This is a genomic window from Sphingopyxis fribergensis, from assembly GCF_000803645.1.
Lineage (GTDB): Bacteria > Pseudomonadota > Alphaproteobacteria > Sphingomonadales > Sphingomonadaceae > Sphingopyxis > Sphingopyxis fribergensis.
Genome location: NZ_CP009122.1, coordinates 2855175 through 2876862 on the forward strand (window position 1 = coordinate 2855175; position 21688 = coordinate 2876862).

At 62.1% G+C, this 21688-nt stretch carries 18 protein-coding genes and 1 pseudogene; 5 read left to right on the plus strand and 14 right to left on the minus strand.

From position 1 onward, the window contains the following. Window positions 1-26 precede the first annotated feature (26 nt). From SKP52_RS13160 to SKP52_RS13190, 7 genes are read right to left on the minus strand one after another with little or no spacing between them, the layout of a single operon-like run. On the minus strand, window positions 27-1640 hold the full coding sequence (locus tag SKP52_RS13160; protein WP_039575354.1) for an acyl-CoA synthetase: 1614 nt from the start codon (window positions 1638-1640) through the stop codon (window positions 27-29). 57 nt (window positions 1641-1697) lie between these two features. Beyond that, on the minus strand, window positions 1698-2789 hold the full coding sequence (locus tag SKP52_RS13165) for an acyl-CoA dehydrogenase family protein (protein WP_039575356.1): 1092 nt from the start codon (window positions 2787-2789) through the stop codon (window positions 1698-1700). Continuing rightward, window positions 2789-4060: an acyl-CoA dehydrogenase family protein gene (locus SKP52_RS13170; RefSeq protein ID WP_228383638.1), complete on the minus strand. Its 1272-nt coding sequence runs from the start codon at window positions 4058-4060 to the stop codon at window positions 2789-2791. The genes SKP52_RS13165 and SKP52_RS13170 overlap by 1 nt, the downstream gene beginning before the upstream one ends. Further along, window positions 4017-4478: a Zn-ribbon domain-containing OB-fold protein gene (locus SKP52_RS13175; RefSeq protein ID WP_039575361.1), complete on the minus strand. Its 462-nt coding sequence runs from the start codon at window positions 4476-4478 to the stop codon at window positions 4017-4019. The genes SKP52_RS13170 and SKP52_RS13175 overlap by 44 nt, the downstream gene beginning before the upstream one ends. Further along, on the minus strand, window positions 4475-5665 hold the full coding sequence (locus tag SKP52_RS13180) for a thiolase C-terminal domain-containing protein (RefSeq protein ID WP_039575363.1): 1191 nt from the start codon (window positions 5663-5665) through the stop codon (window positions 4475-4477). Before SKP52_RS13180 ends, SKP52_RS13175 begins: the two co-directional genes overlap by 4 nt. A 24-nt stretch (window positions 5666-5689) precedes the next feature. Then, entirely contained in the window at window positions 5690-6832 is a 1143-nt protein-coding gene (locus SKP52_RS13185) for an NAD(P)H-dependent flavin oxidoreductase (RefSeq protein ID WP_039575366.1), read from the minus strand. 44 nt (window positions 6833-6876) lie between these two features. Beyond that, on the minus strand, window positions 6877-7617 hold the full coding sequence (locus SKP52_RS13190) for a FadR/GntR family transcriptional regulator (protein ID WP_039575369.1): 741 nt from the start codon (window positions 7615-7617) through the stop codon (window positions 6877-6879). A 190-nt stretch (window positions 7618-7807) separates the two neighbouring features. Here SKP52_RS13190 and SKP52_RS13195 point away from each other — a divergent pair, with 190 nt between their 5' ends. Beyond that, a complete protein-coding gene (locus SKP52_RS13195) occupies window positions 7808-9070 on the plus strand; it encodes a cytochrome P450 (protein WP_039575372.1) in 1263 nt (420 codons plus the stop codon). A 26-nt stretch (window positions 9071-9096) separates the two neighbouring features. Beyond that, on the plus strand, window positions 9097-9426 hold the full coding sequence (locus SKP52_RS13200) for a 2Fe-2S iron-sulfur cluster-binding protein (protein WP_228383639.1): 330 nt from the start codon (window positions 9097-9099) through the stop codon (window positions 9424-9426). Window positions 9427-9623: 197 nt separating this feature from the next. Here SKP52_RS13200 and SKP52_RS25415 read toward each other — a convergent pair. Together SKP52_RS25415 and SKP52_RS13215 are read right to left on the minus strand one after the other, a co-directional pair. Beyond that, window positions 9624-10606 (minus strand): annotated as a pseudogene (locus SKP52_RS25415) (helix-turn-helix domain-containing protein); the annotation flags it as partial. A gap of 490 nt (window positions 10607-11096) precedes the next feature. After that, complete coding sequence (locus SKP52_RS13215) at window positions 11097-11594, minus strand: MarR family winged helix-turn-helix transcriptional regulator (RefSeq protein ID WP_228383640.1); 498 nt, start codon at window positions 11592-11594, stop codon at window positions 11097-11099. A 68-nt stretch (window positions 11595-11662) separates the two neighbouring features. On the opposite strand from SKP52_RS13215, the gene SKP52_RS13220 reads away from it, so the two are divergent. Both SKP52_RS13220 and SKP52_RS13225 read left to right on the plus strand, forming a co-directional pair. Further along, entirely contained in the window at window positions 11663-12541 is an 879-nt protein-coding gene (locus tag SKP52_RS13220) for an alpha/beta fold hydrolase (RefSeq protein WP_039575377.1), read from the plus strand. Beyond that, entirely contained in the window at window positions 12538-12948 is a 411-nt protein-coding gene (locus SKP52_RS13225) for a hotdog fold thioesterase (protein WP_039575381.1), read from the plus strand. The genes SKP52_RS13220 and SKP52_RS13225 overlap by 4 nt, the downstream gene beginning before the upstream one ends. A gap of 285 nt (window positions 12949-13233) precedes the next feature. On the opposite strand, the gene SKP52_RS13230 is transcribed toward SKP52_RS13225, so the two are convergent. From SKP52_RS13230 to SKP52_RS24650, 5 genes are all read right to left on the minus strand, one after another. Then, window positions 13234-14466, minus strand: coding sequence for a serine hydrolase domain-containing protein (locus SKP52_RS13230; RefSeq protein ID WP_228383642.1), 1233 nt, complete (start codon window positions 14464-14466; stop codon window positions 13234-13236). Window positions 14467-14527: 61 nt separating this feature from the next. After that, window positions 14528-16075, minus strand: coding sequence for a carboxylesterase/lipase family protein (locus tag SKP52_RS13235; protein ID WP_081997344.1), 1548 nt, complete (start codon window positions 16073-16075; stop codon window positions 14528-14530). Window positions 16076-16130: 55 nt separating this feature from the next. Beyond that, on the minus strand, window positions 16131-18233 hold the full coding sequence (locus SKP52_RS13240; RefSeq protein WP_160292414.1) for a TonB-dependent receptor: 2103 nt from the start codon (window positions 18231-18233) through the stop codon (window positions 16131-16133). A 241-nt stretch (window positions 18234-18474) separates the two neighbouring features. Continuing rightward, entirely contained in the window at window positions 18475-19779 is a 1305-nt protein-coding gene (locus SKP52_RS13245; RefSeq protein WP_052208261.1) for a hypothetical protein, read from the minus strand. Continuing rightward, on the minus strand, window positions 19776-20516 hold the full coding sequence (locus tag SKP52_RS24650) for a GntR family transcriptional regulator (protein ID WP_052208263.1): 741 nt from the start codon (window positions 20514-20516) through the stop codon (window positions 19776-19778). The genes SKP52_RS13245 and SKP52_RS24650 overlap by 4 nt, the downstream gene beginning before the upstream one ends. A 133-nt stretch (window positions 20517-20649) precedes the next feature. Between SKP52_RS24650 and SKP52_RS13255 the strand changes: the two genes are divergently transcribed. Next, window positions 20650-21663 (plus strand): serine hydrolase domain-containing protein, encoded by a 1014-nt coding sequence (locus SKP52_RS13255; RefSeq protein WP_052208266.1) that lies wholly within the window; start codon window positions 20650-20652, stop codon window positions 21661-21663. Window positions 21664-21688: the final 25 nt, after the last annotated feature.

The following is a 21688-nucleotide window of genomic DNA, read 5'->3' on the forward strand; positions in this document are numbered from 1 at the left end:
GTCGTAATCGGGCGAAGTCTGGGTCGTCATGATGCGGCAGTCAGGCTCTCGGCAATTGCCTTCGCCGTTGCGTAGTCGGCCTTGCCGTTCGATGCGCGCAGGGGGGTATTCGTTGGATATATGGCCTTCGGCGTCTTGTATCCTGCCAACTGCCCCCGCACATGATCCTTGACGGCTTGCTCGTCGAACGGAGCGTCGACGCTGAGGTGGACAACAGCGGTGACGGCTTGGCCCCATTTCTCGTTCGGCACGCCCACGACCAGCGCGTCACCAATGGCGGGATGGGTCTTGAGAATCTCCTCGACTTCCTCGGGGTAAACTTTCTCGCCAGCAGTGTTGATGCAGACGCTGCCACGGCCCAGCAAGGTCAGGCTGCCATCGGCCTCGACCATGCACCAGTCGCCGGGAATCGAATAGCGGACCCCATCGATTGTGCGGAACGTCTTGGCGGATTTTACGGGATCCTTGTAATATCCCGCCGGGATCGCCCCCATGAGAGCGATAAATCCCGGTACGCCGCTTCCCGGCGTCACTTTCCGGTCGTTTTCGTCAAAGACATCGCAGAATTCGCCAATCGCAAATTTTGCGGTGTTGGTGCCCCCTTGCGCGGTTGTGATGGAGCGGCCGAAGCCGAGCCCTTCGGAAGCGCCGAAGCTGTCCATCAGCACCACCTGGGGGATATGCTTGCACAGTCCAGCCTTGACTTCCTTGCTCCACATCACGCCGGATGAAACGATGGTAACGAGGCTGCTGGTATCCCAGCGGCCGGGATTCTCGTCCAGCGCTTGCAGCATCGGCTTGGCAAATGCATCGCCCACAATTGCGATGCTTTGCACCTTGTGCTTATCAACCGTTTCCCACAATTCCGTCGCATCGAAGGACGGGTCTGCAAGTGTAACGATGGCGCCGCCCGACATAAGTGTGCCGATCGCGGTGATGAAGCCGGTCCCGTGCATCATCGGGCAGGATGGCAGGGTGCGGTTGCCGGGCCCTTGACTTGTGATCAACGCGACGTGTTCTTCGAGTGTCTGAGGAACGGGGGCGAGCAGCTTCTGGGCCTCGAGCTGTGCTTTGCGCATTTGGTCGTGATGCCACATCACGCCCTTGGGCATGCCCGTCGTGCCGCCGGTATAGATGAAGAGCTGATCTTCGGGAGAGCGCACTATGCCGAGCGCCGATCCGTCGCCTTCTTGCGCGAGTGTCTCGTAAGGGATCGCAAAAGGCGCGATTTGCGAAGCCTCGCCAATTTCCACAAAGGTGTGAACTTTCTCGAGCCGATCCTTGAGCTCGACGATACAGTCGCGGAATTCCGAACTGTAGACGATCACTTCGCTATCGGAATCGTCGAAGATGTAGAAGACCTCCTCGGCGACATAGCGGTAATTGATGTTCACATGGATCAGGCGCCCCTTGAAGCAGGCTGCCATCAACTCGCCGTATTCGGGTCGGTTGCGCATATAAAAGGCAACCTTGGCCCCATTGCCGGCTCCGCGCTGCCGAAGCGCGCGGGCGACATTGTTCGAACGTCCGGACATTTCGGGCCAGGTAATGATCCGGTCACCGTGGATCAGGGCTGGCGCATCCTTTGGCATGACAGGCTCGAAAGCGTCGAGAATGTCGCCGAGATTCCAGTCGGTCACATCAGTTCTCCTCTGCGAACGGGGCGGCTCTGGCGTGCGCTATCCCCGGAAGAAATATCACGCAGCTTTGGTCCAGCCCTGAAGTGCCGCAGCCTCCGCCCGGACCGCTTCTGGCCCACCCAAGACCTGCCGGTCGAATCCGATCCGTTTGAACCAGTAGTGCAGGCCAAGCAGGTCGGTGAATCCCATTCCGCCGTGTACTTCGGTGGAAGTGCGTGCGACAAATCGATGGACCTCGGCCGTGTGCGATTTCGCATGGCAGGCGACCAGCGATGCCTCGTTCGGCACCGCGTCGAAGGCGTGGGCGGCGTACCAGACGAGCGAACGGCACGGTTCATGACGCGCGGCCATCTCGGCGCACATATGCTTTACGGCCTGGAAACTGCCGATCAGGCGGCCGAACTGTTCGCGCTGGCCAGCATAATCGACAGCCTTTTCGATCATCGCCTGACCTGCGCCAAGACTGTCGGCGGCCAGGATAACACGGCCTGCATCACGCAACCGGGCCGTTGCAACTCCCCCATCATCAGCCAGTGGTTCCGCTTCGGCCCCGTCAAACCGCAATTCCCCGACGCTGCGGGTGCGATCAATGGTAGTCAACGCGATAGCCTTCAGGCCCGACGCCTTGGCACCGACAAGGTGCAGCCTGCCACCGGAATCGGCGACAATGTAGGCATCATCTCCTTCGAAATCGAGCGCGAACAGGGCGGTGCCGTTGAGCTTCCCGCCGGCAGAGGAAACTCCCGCGCCGTCGCGTACCTCGATCGTCTCGGAAATCGCGACACCGACACGCGCCTCGCCGCTCGCTATCTTTGGCAGCCAGTGGGCCTTTTGCTCCTCGTTGCCAGCTTCGCGCAAGGCGATCGGTGCGAGAACCTGACTGGCGAGAAACGGCACCGGTGCGACCGCATAGCCAAGCTGTTCCGCCACCACCGCCGCGTCGAGCAAGGTCATGCCGAGCCCGCCATGCTCTTCGGGGACGAGCATTCCGGCAACGCCCAGATCGTGGAGGGCGCGCAACACCTGGTCACTCAACGGATTGTCCCGCTCCGCACATTCGCGGACGTGACTGAGCGGGCTGGTATCGGCGAGGCACCGCGAAACGGCGTCGCGCAACATCTGCTGGTCCTGCGAAAGTCCAAAGTCCATCAGTCTGCTCCCTGCTTCTGACGCGCCATGTCCGCGGGGTTCGGCTCACGTGGCATTTCAAGGCCGCGTTCGGCGATGATGTTCTTCTGGATCTGAGCGGTCCCGCCGCCGATGATAAGACCGAGTTGGAACATATAGCTCCATTGCCACGCCCCGCCGTCCCGCTCACGCGGGCTGTGGTGATAGAGTATGCCCAGTTCGCCCATGGCGTCGATTGCCAGCGCGGATATCTGGTGAGCGAGTTCACAGCTTTGCAGCTTGACGATCAGCTTCGCCATGCCGCCCGGCTCTCCCCTAAGGCTGTTCGAAAGGATCCGCATCCCATTGTATTTCATCGCCGCCACTTCGGCCTGAAGTGCCACCAACCGGTCGCGCAGTACCGGATTGTCGATCGCGCGACCCTGGCCCAAACGCTCTTCCTGCATCAGTGCGATCAGCGCCTGCAGCCGGTTTTCGAGCGCGTCGGGATCGCCCAGCATTCCGCGCTCATGGCCAAGGGTTGCATTCGCGACGAACCAGCCCTGGCCCCGCTGGCCGACGATATGGTGCATCGGGACCCGCACATCGGTGAAGAACGTCTCGTTGAACTCGGCGTGACCGGTCATCGTCTTCAAGGGGCGAACCTCGATGCCCGGCGTGCCCATCGAAAAGATCAGGTAGGAAATGCCGCCATGCTTGGGTGCGTCAGGCTCGGTCCTGACCAGGCAAAAGATCATGTCTGCCTGCTTGGCGGTGCTGGTCCAGATCTTCTGGCCATTGATAACAAACTCGCCGTTTTCGATGTGCGCGCTGGTCTTGAGGTTGGCGAGGTCCGACCCGGCACCGGGTTCGGAATAGCCCTGGCACCAGACAATATCGCCTTTCAACGTGGGTTCGATCCAGCGCCGTTTCTGTTCCTCGGTGCCGAGTTCGAGCAGGGTCGGCACGAACATCGAGATTCCCTGATTAGCAAGCCCGCCCGCCACCCTGGCCCGCGCAAATTCCTCTGCGATGATGCGCGATTGGAGAATGTCCGGCTCGGCTCCATAGCCTCCATACTCCTGCGGGATCGTTCGCGCGGCATACCCATGCTCGATCAACAGCTTCTGCCATTCGACCGCCTTGGAGGAAGGTCGGGCCGCCCGGTCAGCAGAAGGCGGCGCGAGATGGCTATGCGCTTCGATGAAAGCCCGCACTTGCTTGCGGAAGACATCGTATTCGGGCCCGTAATCAAGATCCATAACGCTTCTAACTTTCACGCAGGCGGAAAACAGGAAGGCGGAAGTCCTCACCGATCAGTTCGAACTCCACTTCCACCGGAAGATCGAGCGCCAGGCGCTCGTGATCGCAACCAATCAGGCGCGTGGCCATGCGCACGCCCTCTTCCAATTCCACCACCGCCGCCACGAAGGGAATTTCGGCGGCAAAAGCCGGGTGGAGGGCTTGGTGGGTAACGGTCCAGGAAAACAGTGTGCCCTTGCCGCTGCTGCGTTCCCAGGAAAATTCCGGCGCGCCGCACTTTGCGCACATATAGCGCGGCAGGTGGCGGAAGCAGCCGCAACCACTGCAGCGCTGGAAATAGAGATTGCCGTCCTGGCACCGCTTCCAGAATTCCTGCTCAACCGGGTCTTGCGGGCGAGGTCGCGGTTTGGGCGGCGCAACCTGCGCGGAGGGCCGCATTTTGGGAGGCAGATCGCTCTCGCTGCTCATGCAAACCTCCTGAGAATGGCAATGCTTCCATCGCCAAGGTCACCCCAGCCGGTCACAAGACCAGTTTGGGCTCCCAGCACCTGGCGCTCGCCGCAGTCGTGACGAAGCTGGCGCACTGCCTCGACCACGTGGTTGAGTCCCCAGACATGCGCCTCACTGAGCAAGCCGCCATGGGTGTTGATCGGATAGCGGCCACCCAGCTCAATCTGGCCATTGGCTACGAATTCGGCCTGTGCTCCCGGTTCGCAATACCCCATCGCTTCCAGTTGCAGCAAAACGACATAGGTAAAGCAGTCGTAGATCTGCAGGAAATCCATGTCCTCGCGCTTGACGCCCGCCATGTCGAAAGCGCGCGGGGCAGCATAGCTGAGGCCAATCTTGAAGGGATCGGGCCGCGAGGGGATGTCGTCGGCAGGATAGGGGTGACCTTCCGAGGCACCGGCGATGCTGACGGGCACATGCGGCATATCCCTGGCCCGATCCATTCGCGATATGACAACCGCGCAAGCCCCATCGGTTTCAAGGCAGCAATCGTAAAGGCGGAAGGGCTCGGATATCCAGCGCGCCGAATGATAGGTTTCCGCGTCGAGTTCGCGCCCATAGGTAAAGGCGCGCGGATTCAACTGCGCGTGACGCCGGCAGGCTAGCGCTACCGCTGCCATCGCATCCGCGCCCACGCCGTAAAGCTTCGAGTGACGCGTCGCCAGCCAAGCATACATCTGCACCGGCAGGAACACACCATAGGGGATGTAATAGCCCTGGATGGTATTGGTCAGCGTGTTCATGTTCATCGCCCGAGTGGGCGGGGCACCCGGCTTGGGCCTGAGGGCGGAATAGCCGTTCCAACCGAGCGTCACCAGCACGTGATCGCAAAGCCCGCTGGCGATCGCCATTGCCGCGTTCTGCAGCGCCGTCGTCGGGCTGGCGCCGCCCATGTGAACGGTGGCCGCATAGCGCAGCACATCAATGCCGAGATTGGCGGCCATTTCCTCCGAGGTCGTATAGATCGGCGGCGGCACCATGCCGTCGATGTCGCAAGGTTTCAGCCCGGCATCTGAGATTGCGCGGCGCGAGGCTTCCAGCATCATGTCCACCGCAGTCCGTTCGGTGCCCTTGACGAATGCGGTTTCGCCCACACCGGTTATGGCGGCCTTGTCGGCAAAGGATAAGGTCTGCGAAGCGTTCATACAGCGTACCCGTCTTGCCGCAATTCAGGAATAGAATCTGGCATCGGCCAGCGCCCTTTCGGCCCCTTCGACAAGATCGCGCATGACCTCTGCCGCTGGACGGATCGAATGGATCAATCCAATTCCCTGCCCCGCGAAGCCGGGCATGATATCCTTGCGCTGAGCCTTTATGCCCGAAGCCATGACCGGCCCTGAAATCATCGACTGGTAAGGCATCGGAAGCGGCTCCTTGCCCGCCGCAACCCAAGCATCGGCCCATTTGTTGCGGATCATGCGCGCAGGCTTGCCGGTCAACGAACGGCTAACGACGGTATCTGCATCGCCGCCGTCGGTTATTGCTTCCTTTTGGAACCGTTCAATCCCTGCCTCTTCGGTTGCCAGGAACGCCGTTCCGACCCACGCGCCCAGAGCGCCCAGCATCATCGCTGCGGCGACTCCGCGGCCATCGGAGATTCCACCTGCTCCGATCACGGGAACCCGATCGCCCACCGCGTCGACTACCTGCGGAATCAGCGAGAAGGTTCCGATCGGGGAGTTGTGCCCGCCGCCATCGTGGCCCTGCGCCACAATCATGTCGATGCCGTAATCGACCACCTGCTGGGCGTGCTTGACCTTGCCGATCACCGCCATGACCCTGGTGCCATTGGAATGAAGGCGGTCCATCCACGGTCCGGGATGGCCGAGGCCGGCGGCATAGACTGGCACCTTTTCCTCGATTACCACTTCCATCTGCGCCTCGAAAAACTCCCGCGTGAACAGCTGCGGACCGCCCTTGCCCATTTCCGGCGCGCCAGCCGCGCGCATGGCCATTGCGGCATCCACTTCGGGCAGATCCTCGCGTTCCATGAAATCGCGGGTGAACTGCTGATATTCGCCAAGCAGTGCCATCGGGTTTTCGGGCGAGGCGCCGCTCTGCGGTGCCGAACCGCGCCTGACGGAGGCAGGCAGAAGGGTGTCGACCCCAAATGGCTTATCGGTCAGTTCGCGGGTCTGGCGGATCCAGCTGCGCAACTGGTCTGGCGAGCAGGCCGCAGCGCCAAGAACGCCAAGTCCCCCGGCATTCGATACTGCGGCCGCGAGCGCGGGGACACTCGCCCCGCCCATTCCGGCCAGAAGGATCGGGTATTCGATCCCGAGAATTTCGCATATGCGGCTCTTGAGTGCCATCGTAATACCCTCTCCATCCAGCGCCACCCACCGGCGCCCGTTTTTTACGTCTGTCCCCACCTGACCTTCTGGGACACAAGCTCAGGGCTTCTCTGTGCGAGATAGGAGGCGGAGCCCGCCACGAGACGCGCCATAGCCTGCCGCGCTCCTTCGGCATCGCCCTTGCGCACAGCTTCAAGGACGCGGCGCAAGAAACGCAACTGGACCGCACGCTCTTGCGCCGAATACCCCAGCGAGAGCGAGAATTCGCGGGTAAGCATATGCAACGCGGAAGTCAGAAGGCCGAAAAGCGGATTGCCGCTGGCCCAGCCGAGCATATCGTGAAAACGGCGATTCAGTTCCTCGAACTGGCTGCTCGCTTCGTTTCGCTCCAGCTCTTTGAGGCAATCGGCAAGTGCGCTCAGATCACCCGTGGTCGCGCGCTGGGCGGCATAGGCTGCAACATCCGCCGCAATCGCTTCGCGCAATTCGAGCAAGCCCCTCAAGTCCGCCTCCATGAAATGCAGGATCAGCGAGAGGCTGTTCGCGAAGTCGCCAGTCTGCGGGCGTGCGACCACCGGCCCGCCACCGCGACCTAACTGAAGATGGATAACGCCCTGAAGTTCAAGGAAGCGAAGCGCTTCGCGCAAGGTCGCTCGGGCGACATCGTATCGCGCAAGCATTTCGTCCTCGCGCGCCAACCTGTCGCCCGCAACATGCGCCCCGGCTTCGATATCGCGTACGATATCCTGCGCAAGCGTGAGCGCACGCTTGGCTTTCCTCGAATCATCGACCTTCGGTTGCATCTCTGGGAATCGCTCCTCTGATAAAACCTTATAAGAGTTTATCGGATGACATGTCCAGCATCAGTCTATGAAGTCTGCAGTGCGGTCAAATGTCGCAACAATCCTTATAAGCTTTATTGACCATACCCTGCGAAACATCTACCTGTTTGATAGCAAGGTGAGTCTGCTTGCCTGGGATGGAGGACGAGACATGAGCATCGACACGATGGAGCTGGATACTGCCGGAAAAGTTGCAGCCATTCCGATCGACGAAATTGATGTCGCACGGCCGAGTCTTTTTCAGCAGGACACGATCGGCCTGTATTTTGACCGGCTGCGCAAAGAGGAGCCGGTCCACTATTGCCGCGAAAGCTATGTTGGGCCTTACTGGTCGATCACCAAGTTCGACGATATCATGGCTGTCGACACCAACCACAAAGTCTTTTCGTCGGAGGCAAAGCTCGGCGGTATCGCCATTCAGGACATGCATTCGGTGGAAGGCGCGCTCGAACTTGAAATGTTCATCGCTATGGATCCTCCAAAGCACGACCAGCAACGCAAGGCCGTCACCCCCGCTGTAGCGCCGTCCAACTTGCTGTTGCTCGAACCGACAATCCGCGAACGAGCGTGTCAGATTCTCGATGATCTGCCGATAGGCGAGGAATTTGATTGGGTTGACAAGGTCTCAGTTGAATTGACCACGATGACCCTTGCTACCCTATTCGATTTCCCGTGGGAGGAACGCCGCAAGCTCACGCGCTGGTCCGACGTCACAACGGCCGCCCCTGAAACCGGCATCGTCGAATCGTACGAAGCGAGGCGTGAAGAACTCATCGAGTGCGCGATGTATTTCAAAGGACTGTGGGAGCAGCGCATCAACGAAGAACCGAAGAACGATCTGATTTCCATAATGGCGCATTCCCCGGCGACACGGGATATGCCCTTCCTCGAATTTCTGGGTAACCTGCTGCTGCTGATCGTGGGCGGCAACGACACCACGCGCAATTCGATAAGCGGCGGTGTGCTGGCGCTCAATCAGAACCCCGATGAATATCGCAAACTGAATGACGACCCTTCGTTGATCGCCAGCATGGTGCCGGAAATCATCCGCTGGCAGACGCCGCTGACTCACATGCGCCGCACTGCGCTGCAGGACTGGGAGATTGGCGGCAAGCAGATCAAGAAGGGCGACAAGGTCGTGATGTGGTACCTGTCGGGCAACCGCGACGAAACGGTCATCGACCGGGCTGACCGGTTCATCATCGACCGCAAGAATCCGCGCCATCACCTGTCATTCGGTTATGGCATCCATCGATGCATGGGTAACAGGCTGGCAGAACTGCAGTTGCGGATCATCTGGGAAGAAATTCACAAGCGGTTCGCCAAGGTCGAAGTGACCGGCGAGCCCGAGCGCCTTTTCTCAAACCTTGTGCGCGGGATCACCAATCTGCCGGTGCGGCTGCACGCGCGCTGATTTGCTGAAGCAGAAATACGGAGTGTATGATGGTCAAAGTGACGTTCGTATCCAGCGATGGAACGCGGCGGGAAGTCGAAATTGCCGAGGGCGAAACCGCACGCGAGGCGGCGCTCTTCAATGATGTACCGGGCATCGACGGCGATTGCGGCGGTGTCTGCGCCTGTGCGACCTGCCATGTCCATGTCGATCCGGCCTGGATCGACAGGGTTGGTCGCCTGGTCGAAGGGGCAGCGGAGGCAGAGCTTCTGCAATTTGCCGAAGGTGCCAACGAATACAGTCGCCTCGCCTGCCAGATACCCATGGTGGAAGGAGTGGAAGGTTTGATTTTGCACGTTCCCGAGCAGCAATACTGACCAGACAGAGCGCAGCCCTGTCGTGCGCGTGCGGCGTCGCAAATTCAGTTTTGAACGGAGGTTTCAGTGCCAACTCAGCTAGAACCTGATGTCTAGACGAGCGAAGACGCATTTCGCACCGAAATGCGGCAATTCCTCGCCGCCCATTTCCCTGACGAATTAAGGGGCGCGGGCAATATGCTGGCCGGGCCCATTGGCAGCTTCGGCTTGTGGATCATCCTGGCCGACGCGCATCCGGAAGCTTCGAGGGACAGCTCCAGCGTGTCGGTGACATCCCCGGCCCGCATGGTGGTACACAGCTTCCAAAGGATGACATAACGGGAGAAGTCGTCGAGCACGGTCGACAGGTACACCAAGCCCCAGCCGATGATCTTGAAGTAGGTGAAGTCGGTCTGCCACATCTCGTTCGACCGCGTCGTCTTGGTGTGGAACCCGTCGGCGGCCTTGATCACGATGAAGGCCGGACTGGCGATCAGGTCATGGGCTTTCAACATACGGTAAACCGTGGCTTCCGACACGAAGTAGCGCTTCTCGTCGGTGAAGCGCACCGCGAGCTCGCGGGGTGACAGGTCGGTTGTATCCAACGCCATGTCGATGATCTGCTGCTGGATATCATCGCAGATGCGGTTCCACACCCGCCTCGGGGCCGATGGCCGATCCTCCAGCGCCTCCGGCCCGCGCTCGAGGTAGCGGTCGTACCAGCGTTAGAAGGTCCGGCGCGGGATGCCCAACTGCTCCAGCGTGCGCTTGGCCGGCAGGTGCGACTGCTCGACGATCCGAATGATCTCCAGCTTCTCGGATGCGGGTTACCTCATTCGTCGTCGGCCCTATCCGCGATCATGCTTTTTTTGAGCAACCGGTTTTCCAGCGTCAGATTGGCCACGCATTCCTTAAGGGCACGGGCTTCGCGGCGCAGGTCGTGCACCTCGCCGGTGGTCGCGGCACGGGCGGTGTCGCCCGCCAAGCGCCGCTTGCCCGCCTCCATGAACTCCTTCGACCACGTGTAATACAAGCTCTGGGCGATGACATCCTTGCAGCACAGCTCGGCGATGCTGTCCTCGCCGCGCAGGCCTTCCAGCACGATCCTGATTTTGTCCTCTGCAGAGAAGTGCCGGCGCGTCGCACGCCGTATGTCCTTCACCAGCCGCTCAGCAGGGGCCTTCGGCGCCGATTTTTTCAAGGAGGATTGGGCTTCATCCTCGTTCCTTAGTCACTACGACGAAGCCCAAATCCTCCTTAAATCACAACCTCAAATCTGTGCCATTGGTGCTGACGGCGGACAGCACCGGCAATCCGCCCTCACATGAAGCGCTCGGGTTGAGCCATGTCGGTCTCCACGCAGAGGTTCGTTTCTTGGTAGACAACTCGTTGCACGAAATAGCTCGTCGGTCAATTGGCGCTGGCACGCGAAGCCAAGAGCGGCCCGCCTCGCGGGAGGGCGCTCACCGCCGAACGATTGCCGGCTCGATCGGACTATTCTGCAACACGGCGGGAGGCAGGTAGGGCTCCGTGCCGCGATATTCGCAATTCGTTAGCCGTCAGTGCTGGCAACCTGATGCAGCGGGGGCAGAACGGCCGCGGCGCGCCGCCTCAGACGCGAGCGGTGCCAGTTGGGGATATCGGCTTGCTGACGATGAATGGCGTCGGCCATTTCAAATCTTCCACGGCTCCTATCGAGGAGGCATGTCTTCCGATCCGCTTTCGAGATTGCCGGACATTTTCGTCAGCAATGAGCGCATCGCGCGTATCTCAGTTGGGGAAATCATATGGAGCAGTCGCGCGTAGATCATGTCGGCTTCGGCGCGCAGCTGAGGCAGGATTTCGATCGCTCGGGGCAAAAGATGAAGTTCCCAGACGCGCCGGTCGCCCTTGGCAGCGCGCCGTTCCGCGAGCACCATTCTTTCCAGCTGGTCGACAACATGGCCAACGCTGGCACGCTCCAGTTCGAGGCATTTGGAGAGGTCGGTTTGGGTCATGCCCGGGGTCCGATAGATATAGACGAGCGCGCGCCACTGGGTTCGCGTCAATCCGAAGCGCGCCGTTGAGGCATCAAACATCCGACGCAGTTTGCGGGGCACTTCCTCGATGAGAAAGACAAACTCGTCTGAGGCCGTCAGAAGACTTTTCGCGGGAGAGCCGCTTGTATTGCGAGGTTCAACCATCGTCATGGACTGTAGAGCCAACATCATATTCTGAAAACCCTTTACTGTAAGATATGATATAGTATGATCGTGGAATGATTGATCAGTCGATCACGCTTGCCGGGAAAGCGGGCCATGAAATCGCAGCGTCGGTTGATGGCCCGGAACTCGGATTACCGGTAATCCTCGCGCACGGCGGCGGACAGACCCGAAGGGCATGGAGGGCGGTAGCCCACCGGCTCGCGAGCCATGGTTTCCGGACCATCGCAGTCGATATGCGCGGGCACGGCGAGAGTGCATGGGCCAGCGACGGAGCCTATGATATCTCCGATTTTGCGGCCGATCTCGTCGAGATCGCTGCGGCGACGGCGAGCAAACCGGCGCTGATTGGCGCGTCGCTTGGTGGCCTGGCCGGGATCATCGCCGAGGGAAAATGCGCACCGGGAAGTTTCGGATCGCTGACGCTGGTCGACGTCACACCTCAGATGGAACCGAGCGGCGTCGCCCGCGTGGTCGGTTTCATGGCGGCGCATGCGCGCGATGGTTTTGCGTCGGTGGAAGAGGCCGCACAGGTCATTGCCGACTATCTGCCCCATCGCCCCAGCCGGAAGGCTTCGGCCGGGCTAGCACACTATCTGCGCCGCAAGGACGATGAACGCTTCTATTGGCACTGGGACCCCGCCTTCATCGAAAGAGTGACGCAGCAGGGCGGCGGCGTTTCCAGCGACCATGGCCGCACCGAGCTCAGCGCGGCCGCTGCCTGCTTGACCTTGCCGGTGCATCTGATCCGCGGCGGGTCAAGCGATCTCGTCTCGCTGGAAGCCGTCAAGCATTTCCAGGGCCTTGTCCCTCATATGGCGTATAGCGACATTGCGAATGCGACTCATATGGTGGTGGGGGACGAGAACGACGCTTTCGGGCAATCGATCCTAGAGTTTTTGCTCGGCATCCATGAAGCGGAAATGAAATCATGAATGCCCCCGCCGTCCCGGGGCTTGAGGAATTACGTGACCTATTGGCGCTGGCCCCTTTTCACCGCTGGCTCGGGCTCAGCATCGCTGAGGTCGGCGCCAACGAGTTGGTGATCTCCATGCCTTGGCGAGACGAAATCATCTCAAATCCGACGGTCGGCGCGGCGCATGGTGGCATCGTATCGGCTTTGATCGATCTGACCGGCCTCTATACGATCATCGCGATGGGGGGTGCTGCGCGGGCGACGGCGGACCTCCATGTGGATTTTCACCGACCGGCCAAGCTGGGGCCGCTTCGCGCGATCGGCAGCCCGGTGAAATTAGGGCGGCAGATAAACGTCGCGGCTACCCGGATCCTAGCCGCAGACGGAACCTTGGTGGCGAGTGGTAGAGGGGCCTACGTCGCCTGATAACCGCCCGAGGCGAGCCAATCTGCGCGGCCAGATGCATGCCCAGCAGCTTTCGGAGCCGAGGCAGTGGCGGCAGCGACACGCTTTTTGGCGACGTGTCCCTAGGCCGAACCCACGACCGGACGGCCGCGCATCGGCCATTCAGTCAAATCGGCTCCCTGCCGGTCACACGCGGGTTTGGCCGCTCGCCTTTGAGCCGTCGACTTTGCCTAGTCCGACAGGCCAGCCACGCAGCGCATGGAGATCAAGTTCTCCTGTGCTGCGTGACTAGACTGCTGGGTCAGGTCAGGGCGCCGGGGTGCGATTCGCGATCGCATCCTCGATCAGATCCTGCATGACCTGTTCGAGCTCGACGCCTTTCCGGTCGCCTCCGCTCGATATTTCGGTGGCGATCAAAGCGTAATAGCCGGTCTCGCGATCGATCCAGCCGGTCCAACCATAGGCACCCGGTGAGGAATTGATCTTGGACGTCGCGCAGGCCGAAGGCGTGTCGCATTCGACAAAGGAGCCGAGCGCATATTCCCAATTGCCCGCGCTCGCCGGCACGAAAACGCGCGGCAAGCCTGCGGTACGTTGCTGGGTGAAGCTTGTCATATCGGTAATAAAGCTGCCGCCAAGGAAGGCACGCAGAAGTTTCGCATAGTCGCGCGGCGTCGAATAGGCGCCGCCCGCGACCCACGGGTTGGTGGGAGCGCTTCCCGCAGGGTCATACCAGGTCGTGCTCGTCATCCCGAGCGGGGTCGTCACATGCTGCGCGAACAGTTCGTGAAAATTGCGCTGGCGTGCCGGTGACGTGCCGGGCGCGATGCTTATATCCTTTGCCTCCAGATAGGCAGCGGCGACCTGAAGGCCATGCGGTCCATAGCTATATTGCGCGCCGGGCGCGTTACCCGGGCGCAGAATGTCGTAACGCAGATCGTGGATGCTCTTCGCGCAATTGTAGAGCGTCATGGCCGGAAGCAGCTGACATCCGCCAACGAGCGGGCTCGCGTTGAAGCCCGACGTCATCGACAACGCGTGCTTGAGTTTGACATCCTTCTTCGTTCCGATCGTCGTCCAGAAGGCAAGCGGCGGCCGCATCGGATCGTCGAGCGTCGCGATGCCCGCCTGCACCATGCGCATCCCCAGCGCGCCGGCGAACCATTTGGAGGCCGACGCAAGCGGGGTCACCCGATCGATACCGAAGCTGCCCTTCTCATAGGCGAAGAGATAGTCGGGATCCGAAGCATTCCCGACGATGAAATAGCCGTTATCGACCTCGGTATCGGCGTCGATTGCCGCCTGTAACGCTGTCCAGTCATAGGTATATCCGCCGACGGTGGCCGAAAGGCTGGCGGCCGCGGGCGCCGATGCCGCCGACGTCGACGCTTTAGCAGCGGGCGCCGCAGGCGGAAGCTGCACCATGGGACGCGCCTCGCCGCCGCCGTTGCCCACGAACCCGCCCTGCGCCGCAAAGGCCGCAGCCCCAACCATTACTGCACCGGCGGCAAGCGACATCCATTTCATTCTTCCAGCCATTTTCTCTCTCCCAGCTTCGTTGCACATTGTCGAAACGGAGGGCCTAGCGCGGCCAGACGGGCTAGGGCCTGGACTGGCCGTTCCCGAAGTGAACATTGAGCAGATGGTCGAGCTGCGCCTTGCGAAAGCCGGCGACGACGCCAGACTCGGGCGTAAATTTTGCGAGACGGTCGCTTGCCGCATCGTAACGCGGCCAGTCGCGAACGAGTGCGCAGCCAGGAACGCCCGTCTTGGCGAAGCCAACCCAGCAGGCGGAGATGCCTTCGCCGAAGCGGCGATCCTCGTCACCGACGGCGCCAGCGACCGACGCGAAATAGTCGAGCGTCCCGAACAGATAGGGGATTTCAGACCCATGCGCGGCGCCCTTGGCGCGGTCGCGCCGCGCCGCTGCGACATAGTCGAAATGATAGAGATACGACGGCGCGCCCCCCGCCGTCCGGGCCGCGAGCCAGCGCGCCGGGGCGACGAACCAGGCGTCGCCCAACACCTGGCGCGCCAGTTCATCATCGGCCAGCCCCATGCCATAGGCGGCCCGGCCCGCCGCCTGGTCGCGCCCTAGATAGGCGAGCGCGGCGGATGGCGGCACGCCCATGGCAAGGATGACGCTCGCCTCGTTGCTGTTCGCGCCGACGAGGAGCGGAACGTCGATCGGCTCGCTACGCGCAAAGACGCGCCAAGGCGCTTCGCGTACCAGGTCGCCGTCGAGGATGGGGCCGGTCATCGCGCCCGGCGTCCGGACCTCGCCAGCGGCAACGAGCGCGGCGGCGGGCAGCGCGCGAAGCGCGTCGAGCGATGCTGAAGGCGGCGCACCTGCGCGCGCTGCCAACGCCGCGCCTAGCGCTTCTTGCTCGCCAAGCGGGCGCGGATCGAGGAGACCAACGCCCGACTGAACGATCGCCTTGGCGAACAGGCCTTTGGCTTCGGGCTGGGCAAGGATCGTCGTCACTCCGATCGCCCCGGCGGATTCGCCGAACAAGGTGATCTGGCGCGGATCGCCACCAAATGCGGCGATATTTTTCTTCACCCACCGCAGGGCGGCCAATTGGTCCATCAGGCCGTAATTGGCGAGCGCCTCGCCGCGCGGCTTGGCCGCGCTGAGCGCGGGATGGGCGAAATAACCGAGCGCGCCCAACCGATAGTTGATCGTCACCAAAACCACACCTTGCCGCGCGAAGGCGGTGCCGTCGAAAACCGGGAAGGTGCCCGAACCGACCACATGGGCGCCGCCATGGATCCAGACCATCACTGGCAGCTTTCGCGCCCCCGCCGGGCGCCAGATGTTCAGCTGGAGGCAATCCTCAGACTGATGCTCGGCTACCCCGCCCGCGACAAGTGCGGGGCGCACCGTCTGCGGACAAGCCGGGCCGAGTTTTGCGGCATCGCGGACGCCCCGCCAGCGCGGCGGTGCCTGCGGCGCCCGCCAGCGAAGAGCGCCGACCGGTGCGGCGGCGAAAGGAATATCAAGAAAGCGCTCGACGTCCCCCGTGCGCGCGCCCGCAAGGCGCCCCTGCGCGATTGTCGCCGCGGGGGCCGTCTCCGCCGCCGCGACAGACACCGATCCGGTCAGCATCGCGGCACCGAACAGTGCTGCCATCACCAAATGCCGCATTGCGCCCTCCTACCCTTCCCGACCAGCGGCTGGAGGCCGCGGACGGGAGCGCGACCTAGAAAGAAATGCGTCCTTCGACGCCGACGACGCGAGGCTGGCTGTACCGGTTGATCGTCGGCGCCTGCGCGACGAAATAAACCTTGTCGAAGACGTTGTTCGCGAACGCGCTGACGCTGATCTTGCCGAAGTCGACGCCGACCCGAAGATTGACGAGGACATAATCATCGAGGTCGACCGAGGTCGCTGTCAGCTCCTGTTTGCCGCCCCATTGACCACTGATCAGGACATTGCTGGTCAGCGCGACATCCTTGGTGACCGGGTAGCGCAGATTGAGGTTGGCCGAGGCGAGCCAGTCGGGAACCTGCGCAAGGTCCAGCCCGTCATAGCGGCCGCTCTTGACCTTGCCCTCTTGCCGCGAGCCACTCAAGGCGAGGCGGCCATTGCCTTCGCCGAGATCGAAGCCCTGGCTATATTCGGCCTCGATACCCCAGCTTTTCGCATCGCCTGCGTTGGTTAGATAGGCGACCGCGGCGATCGGGCACGCCGGATTGGTGAGCGCGCAGCCATCGTCGACCTGCGCGATCAGGTCTTCAAGCTCGGTGTAATAGCCCGCGATTGCGAAATAGCCGCGGCGGATCGGACTGCCCTTGATGCCGACTTCGTAAGACGTGCTGTTTTCGTTGCCGAACAGCACCTGCACAGGACTCGGCGCGCGCGGATCGGAGAGGCGCGTGTTGAACCCGCCGGCGCGGTAGCTGCTGCCGACCTTGCCATAGGCGAGGATGTTCGACGTGAGCTTGTACGAGAGGGTCGCATTGTAGGAGAGATTGTCGGCGTTGATGCTGTCGTCGATGATCCGCGATGGCCCGCCGGTGGGCAGGCCAGTCCCCAAATCGTAAAGCCGCGCCGAGATGCTCCGGCTGTCGCGGGTATAGCGCAGTTCGCCGGTCAGGTTGAGGCTGTCGGTGATGTCGAAACCGAGCGAGCCATAGGCCGCATAGCTTTCGAAATGCAGCCGCGCGGGCGCGATATTGCCCGGCGACGGATTGGCGAGCGTCGGCGTGCGCGTCGTCGCCACCGAGAAATCGCTGTCGAGCAACAGCATTTCGGCGCCGACCAGCCATGTGAAGCGATCGCTCGCCCCGCTGACATGAATATCCTGCGAAAAATTGTCGGTCGTGTCGACGACGTAGGACGCGGTGCTGGCATCGAGCGGCGTGAGAGCGCCGATCTGCCCCGCGGCGCGCGCACGCGCCAGCTCGGCGGGGCTGATCGCGTCATTGTCGAGATCATATTCGGACGTGCGCTTGCGAAAGGAGGTTGTCGACGTCAGGTCGGCACCGCCCAGATCCACGCGGACGAGCGCCTGAAGGCCGTCCACGTCCTGGCTGGCGCGCGGCGCGGTGTTCCAGGGGTAGCGAAAGCGATCCTGCGTATAACCGCCGGGAAAGCCTGGCGTGCCCGCGGGAATGGATATCTGGTAATGGATCGTCGGCGTGGTCAGCCGCTGGGTCTCGGCCGTGATGATCGCGTCGACCGGCCCGCGCTTCAGCCGGATCTGGCCGCGCAGTCCGTGGCCCTTCTGCTGGTCGAAATAGACGTCGTTGTCGGGATTGTAGAAGAAGCCCTTGTCCTGCTCGACGAGATCGCCGCTGATGCGGATCGCCAGGCCATCGGCGAGCGGGACATTGATCGCGCCCTGCGTCTGGAAGCTGTTGTTCTCGAAGCCATAGCGCGCGCTCGCCCAGCCCGAGAGATCGAATTCGGGCTCGGCCGAGATGATATTGATCGCGCCGCCGACCGCGTTGCGGCCGTACAGCGCGCCCTGCGTCCCGCGCAGAACCTCGACGCGGCCGATGTCGAGCAGGTCGAGCCGCGTGAAGTTGCGACCGCCCACCGGACCGCCGGCGATATAGGCACCGTTGCGATAGAGCCCGACGCTCGGGTCGCCATTGGTGGCACGCGCGGTCGACGAAGCGCGGATCGAGATCTCCGACGTGACGGACGAGTTCAGATTGTTGAAGCGAACGCTTGGCTGATCGGCGAGGAGTTCGCCGCTGCCCGTGGCGCCGCCGCGATCGGTGAACGACGTGATATCGATGACCGACGCCGCGGTCGGCACATCGGCCAGCCGCTCTTCGCGGCGGCGCGCCGTCACGACTATGGCGCCGTCATCATCCGCTTCAGCCGCGTCCGGAAGAGCTTCGGACGGTGCGTCTTGAGCGAAAGCAGGCGGAGCGACGGCTACCCAAATCGCGGCCGTGCAGAAAAGAAGGTTCGCTCTGCGTCCCATGGTCACTCTCCCCATCTTGTTATCGCAATTATTATCGATAATTTTGTGCAAAACCGTCGGCAAGTCAAGCCGGAAAGCGCAATGTCTTTGCAGGTGGTTCGCTGGTCTAAGAGACGACGGCGCTCAGCAGGTCGCGGACGCCCCGCGCCGTAGCGGCAAGGGGGTCAGGTGTGACCGTCGATAAATCGTCGGTCACAGCGTGGTGATGACGGTGTGCGCCAAAGATGCCGGCATGACGCACGTAGCCGGCCTTTATCACTTCCGAGAGTTCGCCCGCTGTGCCTTCCGCCGAAGGATAGGCCATTTCCAACCCCGGCTGGCCTTTGAATATCTCGCGCGCACACGTCACGAATTCGGGCGATGTCATGAGAAAACGATAGGGATCGGCGCTTGGCAGCGGCAGCAAGCGCCCCGGCATTTCCTGATAGTCACGTGCTGCCGCATTGGCGCCGAGATGAAACCAGAAAGCGGTCTCGCCGGGGGCTGGACCCACCTTGTCGGCGATATGGCTCGCACCGAGATTCTCATATTCATGCCCGCTGTTGCACAGGAAGAGCAGGCTGTGTTGCGGAAACGCTCGGGGCATCCAGTCGGCAAGCGCGAGCCACATCGCGATACCCGGCCCCCGCTCGCCGGCGCAATCGGTCCAGCCTGAACGCGGCGTAGAGACGACGAGCCAAGGGCGACCGGAGCGAACGCGTCGCCCGATTATATTCTGCGCTGCCCGAATCCCACCGCGCCCGCGAAGCGCTAATTTCGCCGCGGCACCGTGGCGCGCGGCTTCAATCACCGGGGCGGCGAGTCGCGGCGCGAGCAAGGCAAGTGGCTTGTCCGATACAGGATGACCGGCCGGGACATTGAGGAGCAAGGCCTCGCCCGTCGGCCCAGTCGTAATGAGAATGACCCCGTTCGCACCGCGCGCAAGCGCATCGGCGAGCGGCTCGCGCACTGCACGATCTACGAGGCTCGACCAGCGGCGGAAAGGCAGGCGCACGACGGCGATCGCGCCGTCGAGGCGTTCAGGGATTTCTGCGAGGCGCAGCGGCGCAGCGAGACCGGCCTCGCCGGTTTCGACGGCGAGCGGCTGTGCGACGAGCGGTATCGTGTGGTCGCCGAGCGTAAGTTCGCAATGCGACGCCTCGAACCAAGGCACGTCAAACGTCTGGCGATCCACTTCGAATCCGGCACTGAACAGCCGCTTCGCTGTCCAGTCGGCGGTCCAGCGATCGCCCGCGCCGCCCGACTGCTTGTTGCCGGCCTCGGCATAGCTTTGGACGTCGGCGAAGAGGCGTTCGGGGCCGAACATGGTCAAATCCAGGGATACAGCGGCAGCGGAGTCAACCTGCAATGCGATCGGCGCCGCGAGGCCCGCCTTAAGCAAGGTGCGGCGGTCGGTCAGGAGACGGCTCATGTCACTTTTGCGCGGCGGCGGCTGGGCTTAGGCTTTGCGTGGCGGGCCTTATATTCCTCGAGTGCGCGCCCAAAACTATTCTGAGTAACCCCGATCAGATCGCGCGCCACCGCATCGGCGGCATCGCCATCGCGCGCGACGATATGGCGGCAAAGCGCGTCGTAGAGGATGGCCGATCGCTTCGCCGCCTCGTTGCCATGCGTCTCGATATAGCTGTCAGTATAGACATTGTGCTGCCAGCGCGCGAGCAGCGCGACCCGATCGAGGAGCTCGAGCGCGAGCGGCGCATTGCTGCGTTTGGCGATAAAGCGACCGATGCGGTTCGAGACCTTGATATGCTCGAACGTATTGTCGGTGCGCTGGGTGACATCCTTATATTCGACAAGCCGGTGCATCAGTTCGCGCCCGTCGCGGTCGGTCATTTCGGCGGCCGCAAGGCGACAAACGACGCCGAACAGCGATTTCCACAGTTCATAGACCTCGTTCGCAGCATGCTCGTCGATGTCGATCACATAGGTGCCGCGCCACGGCACGACCTTGACAAGCCCGATCCGCGCGAGATGCCGGAACGCCTCGCGCACCGGCGCATGGCTCACTCCGAAGCGCGCGGCGATTTCGCGCTCGCGCAGCCACGATCCGGGCGGAATCCGCCATTCGACGATGTCGTCGGTCAAAAGGCGCGCGATCACGCGGTCCTGCGTCGGCGCGCTGTCGTCGTCGGTCTTCGTCGCGGCCATGTCTCTCCGTTCGGCTTTCCCTGCTCGCGGCGCCATCCTAATCGGGCAGCGCACACGAGCAATCGATGATTGCGAATGAATTTATTATCGATAATATGGAGAATGACAAGCATCGGAAAATCGGAGTCGGATCTTGAAGCGCACCATCCTCTTTTTCGCAGCCGCGGTTGCGGCACAGCCAGCCGCGGCAGGCGAACCCGCCCCTCTTCCCGGCTGTGCCGAAGCGATCGCCTATTCTGAGGCTAATTCCGGCGTTGCGCTGCTGATACTTGAAGATGGCAAAGTGCGCTGCCGATCGGCAGACATCGCGACGCCGCAGGAACTCTGGTCGGGCACCAAGAGCCTTGTCGGGCTGATGGCGGCGGCGGGCGCACAGGATGGACTTCTAACCCTCGACGAGCGGGCATCGGAGACACTCGCTGAATGGAGGGGCGACCCCAAAAAGGAACAGATCACGCTTCGGCAATTGCTGTCGATGACGGGCGGCCAGGCATCGACCGTCGGCAGGGCCCAAGGGTATCTGGACTCGGTGAAGGCACCGCTCACGGCGGCGCCGGGCAGCAAATTCCAATATGGTCCCGCCCCGATGCAAATCTTTGGAGAGATCATGCGGCGCAAGCTCGTTGCCAAGGGCCAAGACGGCAACGCTCGCCATTATGTGGAGCGGCGCATTCTCACTCCGCTTGGGGTTACCATAGGCAGTTGGCGCAGCGGCCCCGATGGCGCACCGCTCATGCCGCAGGGCCTCGTGCTGGCAGCGTCCGAGTGGGCGAAGATCGGCGAGTTCGTCCGCGGCGGTGGGAAGCTCGACGGCAAGCCGCTTGTCGATGAACTGGCGTTCGCCGAGCTGTTCAAGGGTAGCCAGGCCAATCCGGCCTACGGTCTCACCTGGTGGTTGCCCCGTAGCACGCCGGCTGTCGATATTGTTACCCGGTCCACCGATATCACCAGTCATGCCAACGAACTCCCGGCGGATATGGTCGTCGCCGCCGGCGCGGGCGATCAACGCCTCTATATCATTCCGTCGCTTCGGCTTACAATCGTTAGGCAGGCGAAACTCGATCTGGCGGCTTTGGCGGCGGGGGAAAAAGGCGATTGGTCCGATTGGCGGTTCCTGTCACTGTTGCTGAAAGCGGCGAGTGACTAATTTGAAACGCGGCCGAAAACATGTC

Bases quoted from the DNA above. Each gene is read 5' to 3' on its own strand.
- SKP52_RS13190 (WP_039575369.1), bottom strand. From the start codon at position 7,617: ATGCAACCGAAGGTCGATGATTCGAGGAAAGCCAAGCGTGCGCTCACG.
- SKP52_RS13165 (WP_039575356.1), bottom strand. From the start codon at position 2,789: ATGGACTTTGGACTTTCGCAGGACCAGCAGATGTTGCGCGACGCCGTT.
- SKP52_RS13235 (WP_081997344.1), bottom strand. From the start codon at position 16,075: ATGCGGCATTTGGTGATGGCAGCACTGTTCGGTGCCGCGATGCTGACC.
- SKP52_RS13195 (WP_039575372.1), top strand. From the start codon at position 7,808: ATGAGCATCGACACGATGGAGCTGGATACTGCCGGAAAAGTTGCAGCC.
- SKP52_RS13185 (WP_039575366.1), bottom strand. From the start codon at position 6,832: ATGGCACTCAAGAGCCGCATATGCGAAATTCTCGGGATCGAATACCCG.
- SKP52_RS24650 (WP_052208263.1), bottom strand. From the start codon at position 20,516: ATGGCCGCGACGAAGACCGACGACGACAGCGCGCCGACGCAGGACCGC.
- SKP52_RS13230 (WP_228383642.1), bottom strand. From the start codon at position 14,466: ATGGCTGGAAGAATGAAATGGATGTCGCTTGCCGCCGGTGCAGTAATG.
- SKP52_RS13180 (WP_039575363.1), bottom strand. From the start codon at position 5,665: ATGAACGCTTCGCAGACCTTATCCTTTGCCGACAAGGCCGCCATAACC.
- SKP52_RS13175 (WP_039575361.1), bottom strand. From the start codon at position 4,478: ATGAGCAGCGAGAGCGATCTGCCTCCCAAAATGCGGCCCTCCGCGCAG.
- SKP52_RS13245 (WP_052208261.1), bottom strand. From the start codon at position 19,779: ATGAGCCGTCTCCTGACCGACCGCCGCACCTTGCTTAAGGCGGGCCTC.
- SKP52_RS13225 (WP_039575381.1), top strand. From the start codon at position 12,538: ATGAATGCCCCCGCCGTCCCGGGGCTTGAGGAATTACGTGACCTATTG.
- SKP52_RS13200 (WP_228383639.1), top strand. From the start codon at position 9,097: ATGATGGTCAAAGTGACGTTCGTATCCAGCGATGGAACGCGGCGGGAA.
- SKP52_RS13220 (WP_039575377.1), top strand. From the start codon at position 11,663: ATGATTGATCAGTCGATCACGCTTGCCGGGAAAGCGGGCCATGAAATC.
- SKP52_RS13215 (WP_228383640.1), bottom strand. From the start codon at position 11,594: ATGACGATGGTTGAACCTCGCAATACAAGCGGCTCTCCCGCGAAAAGT.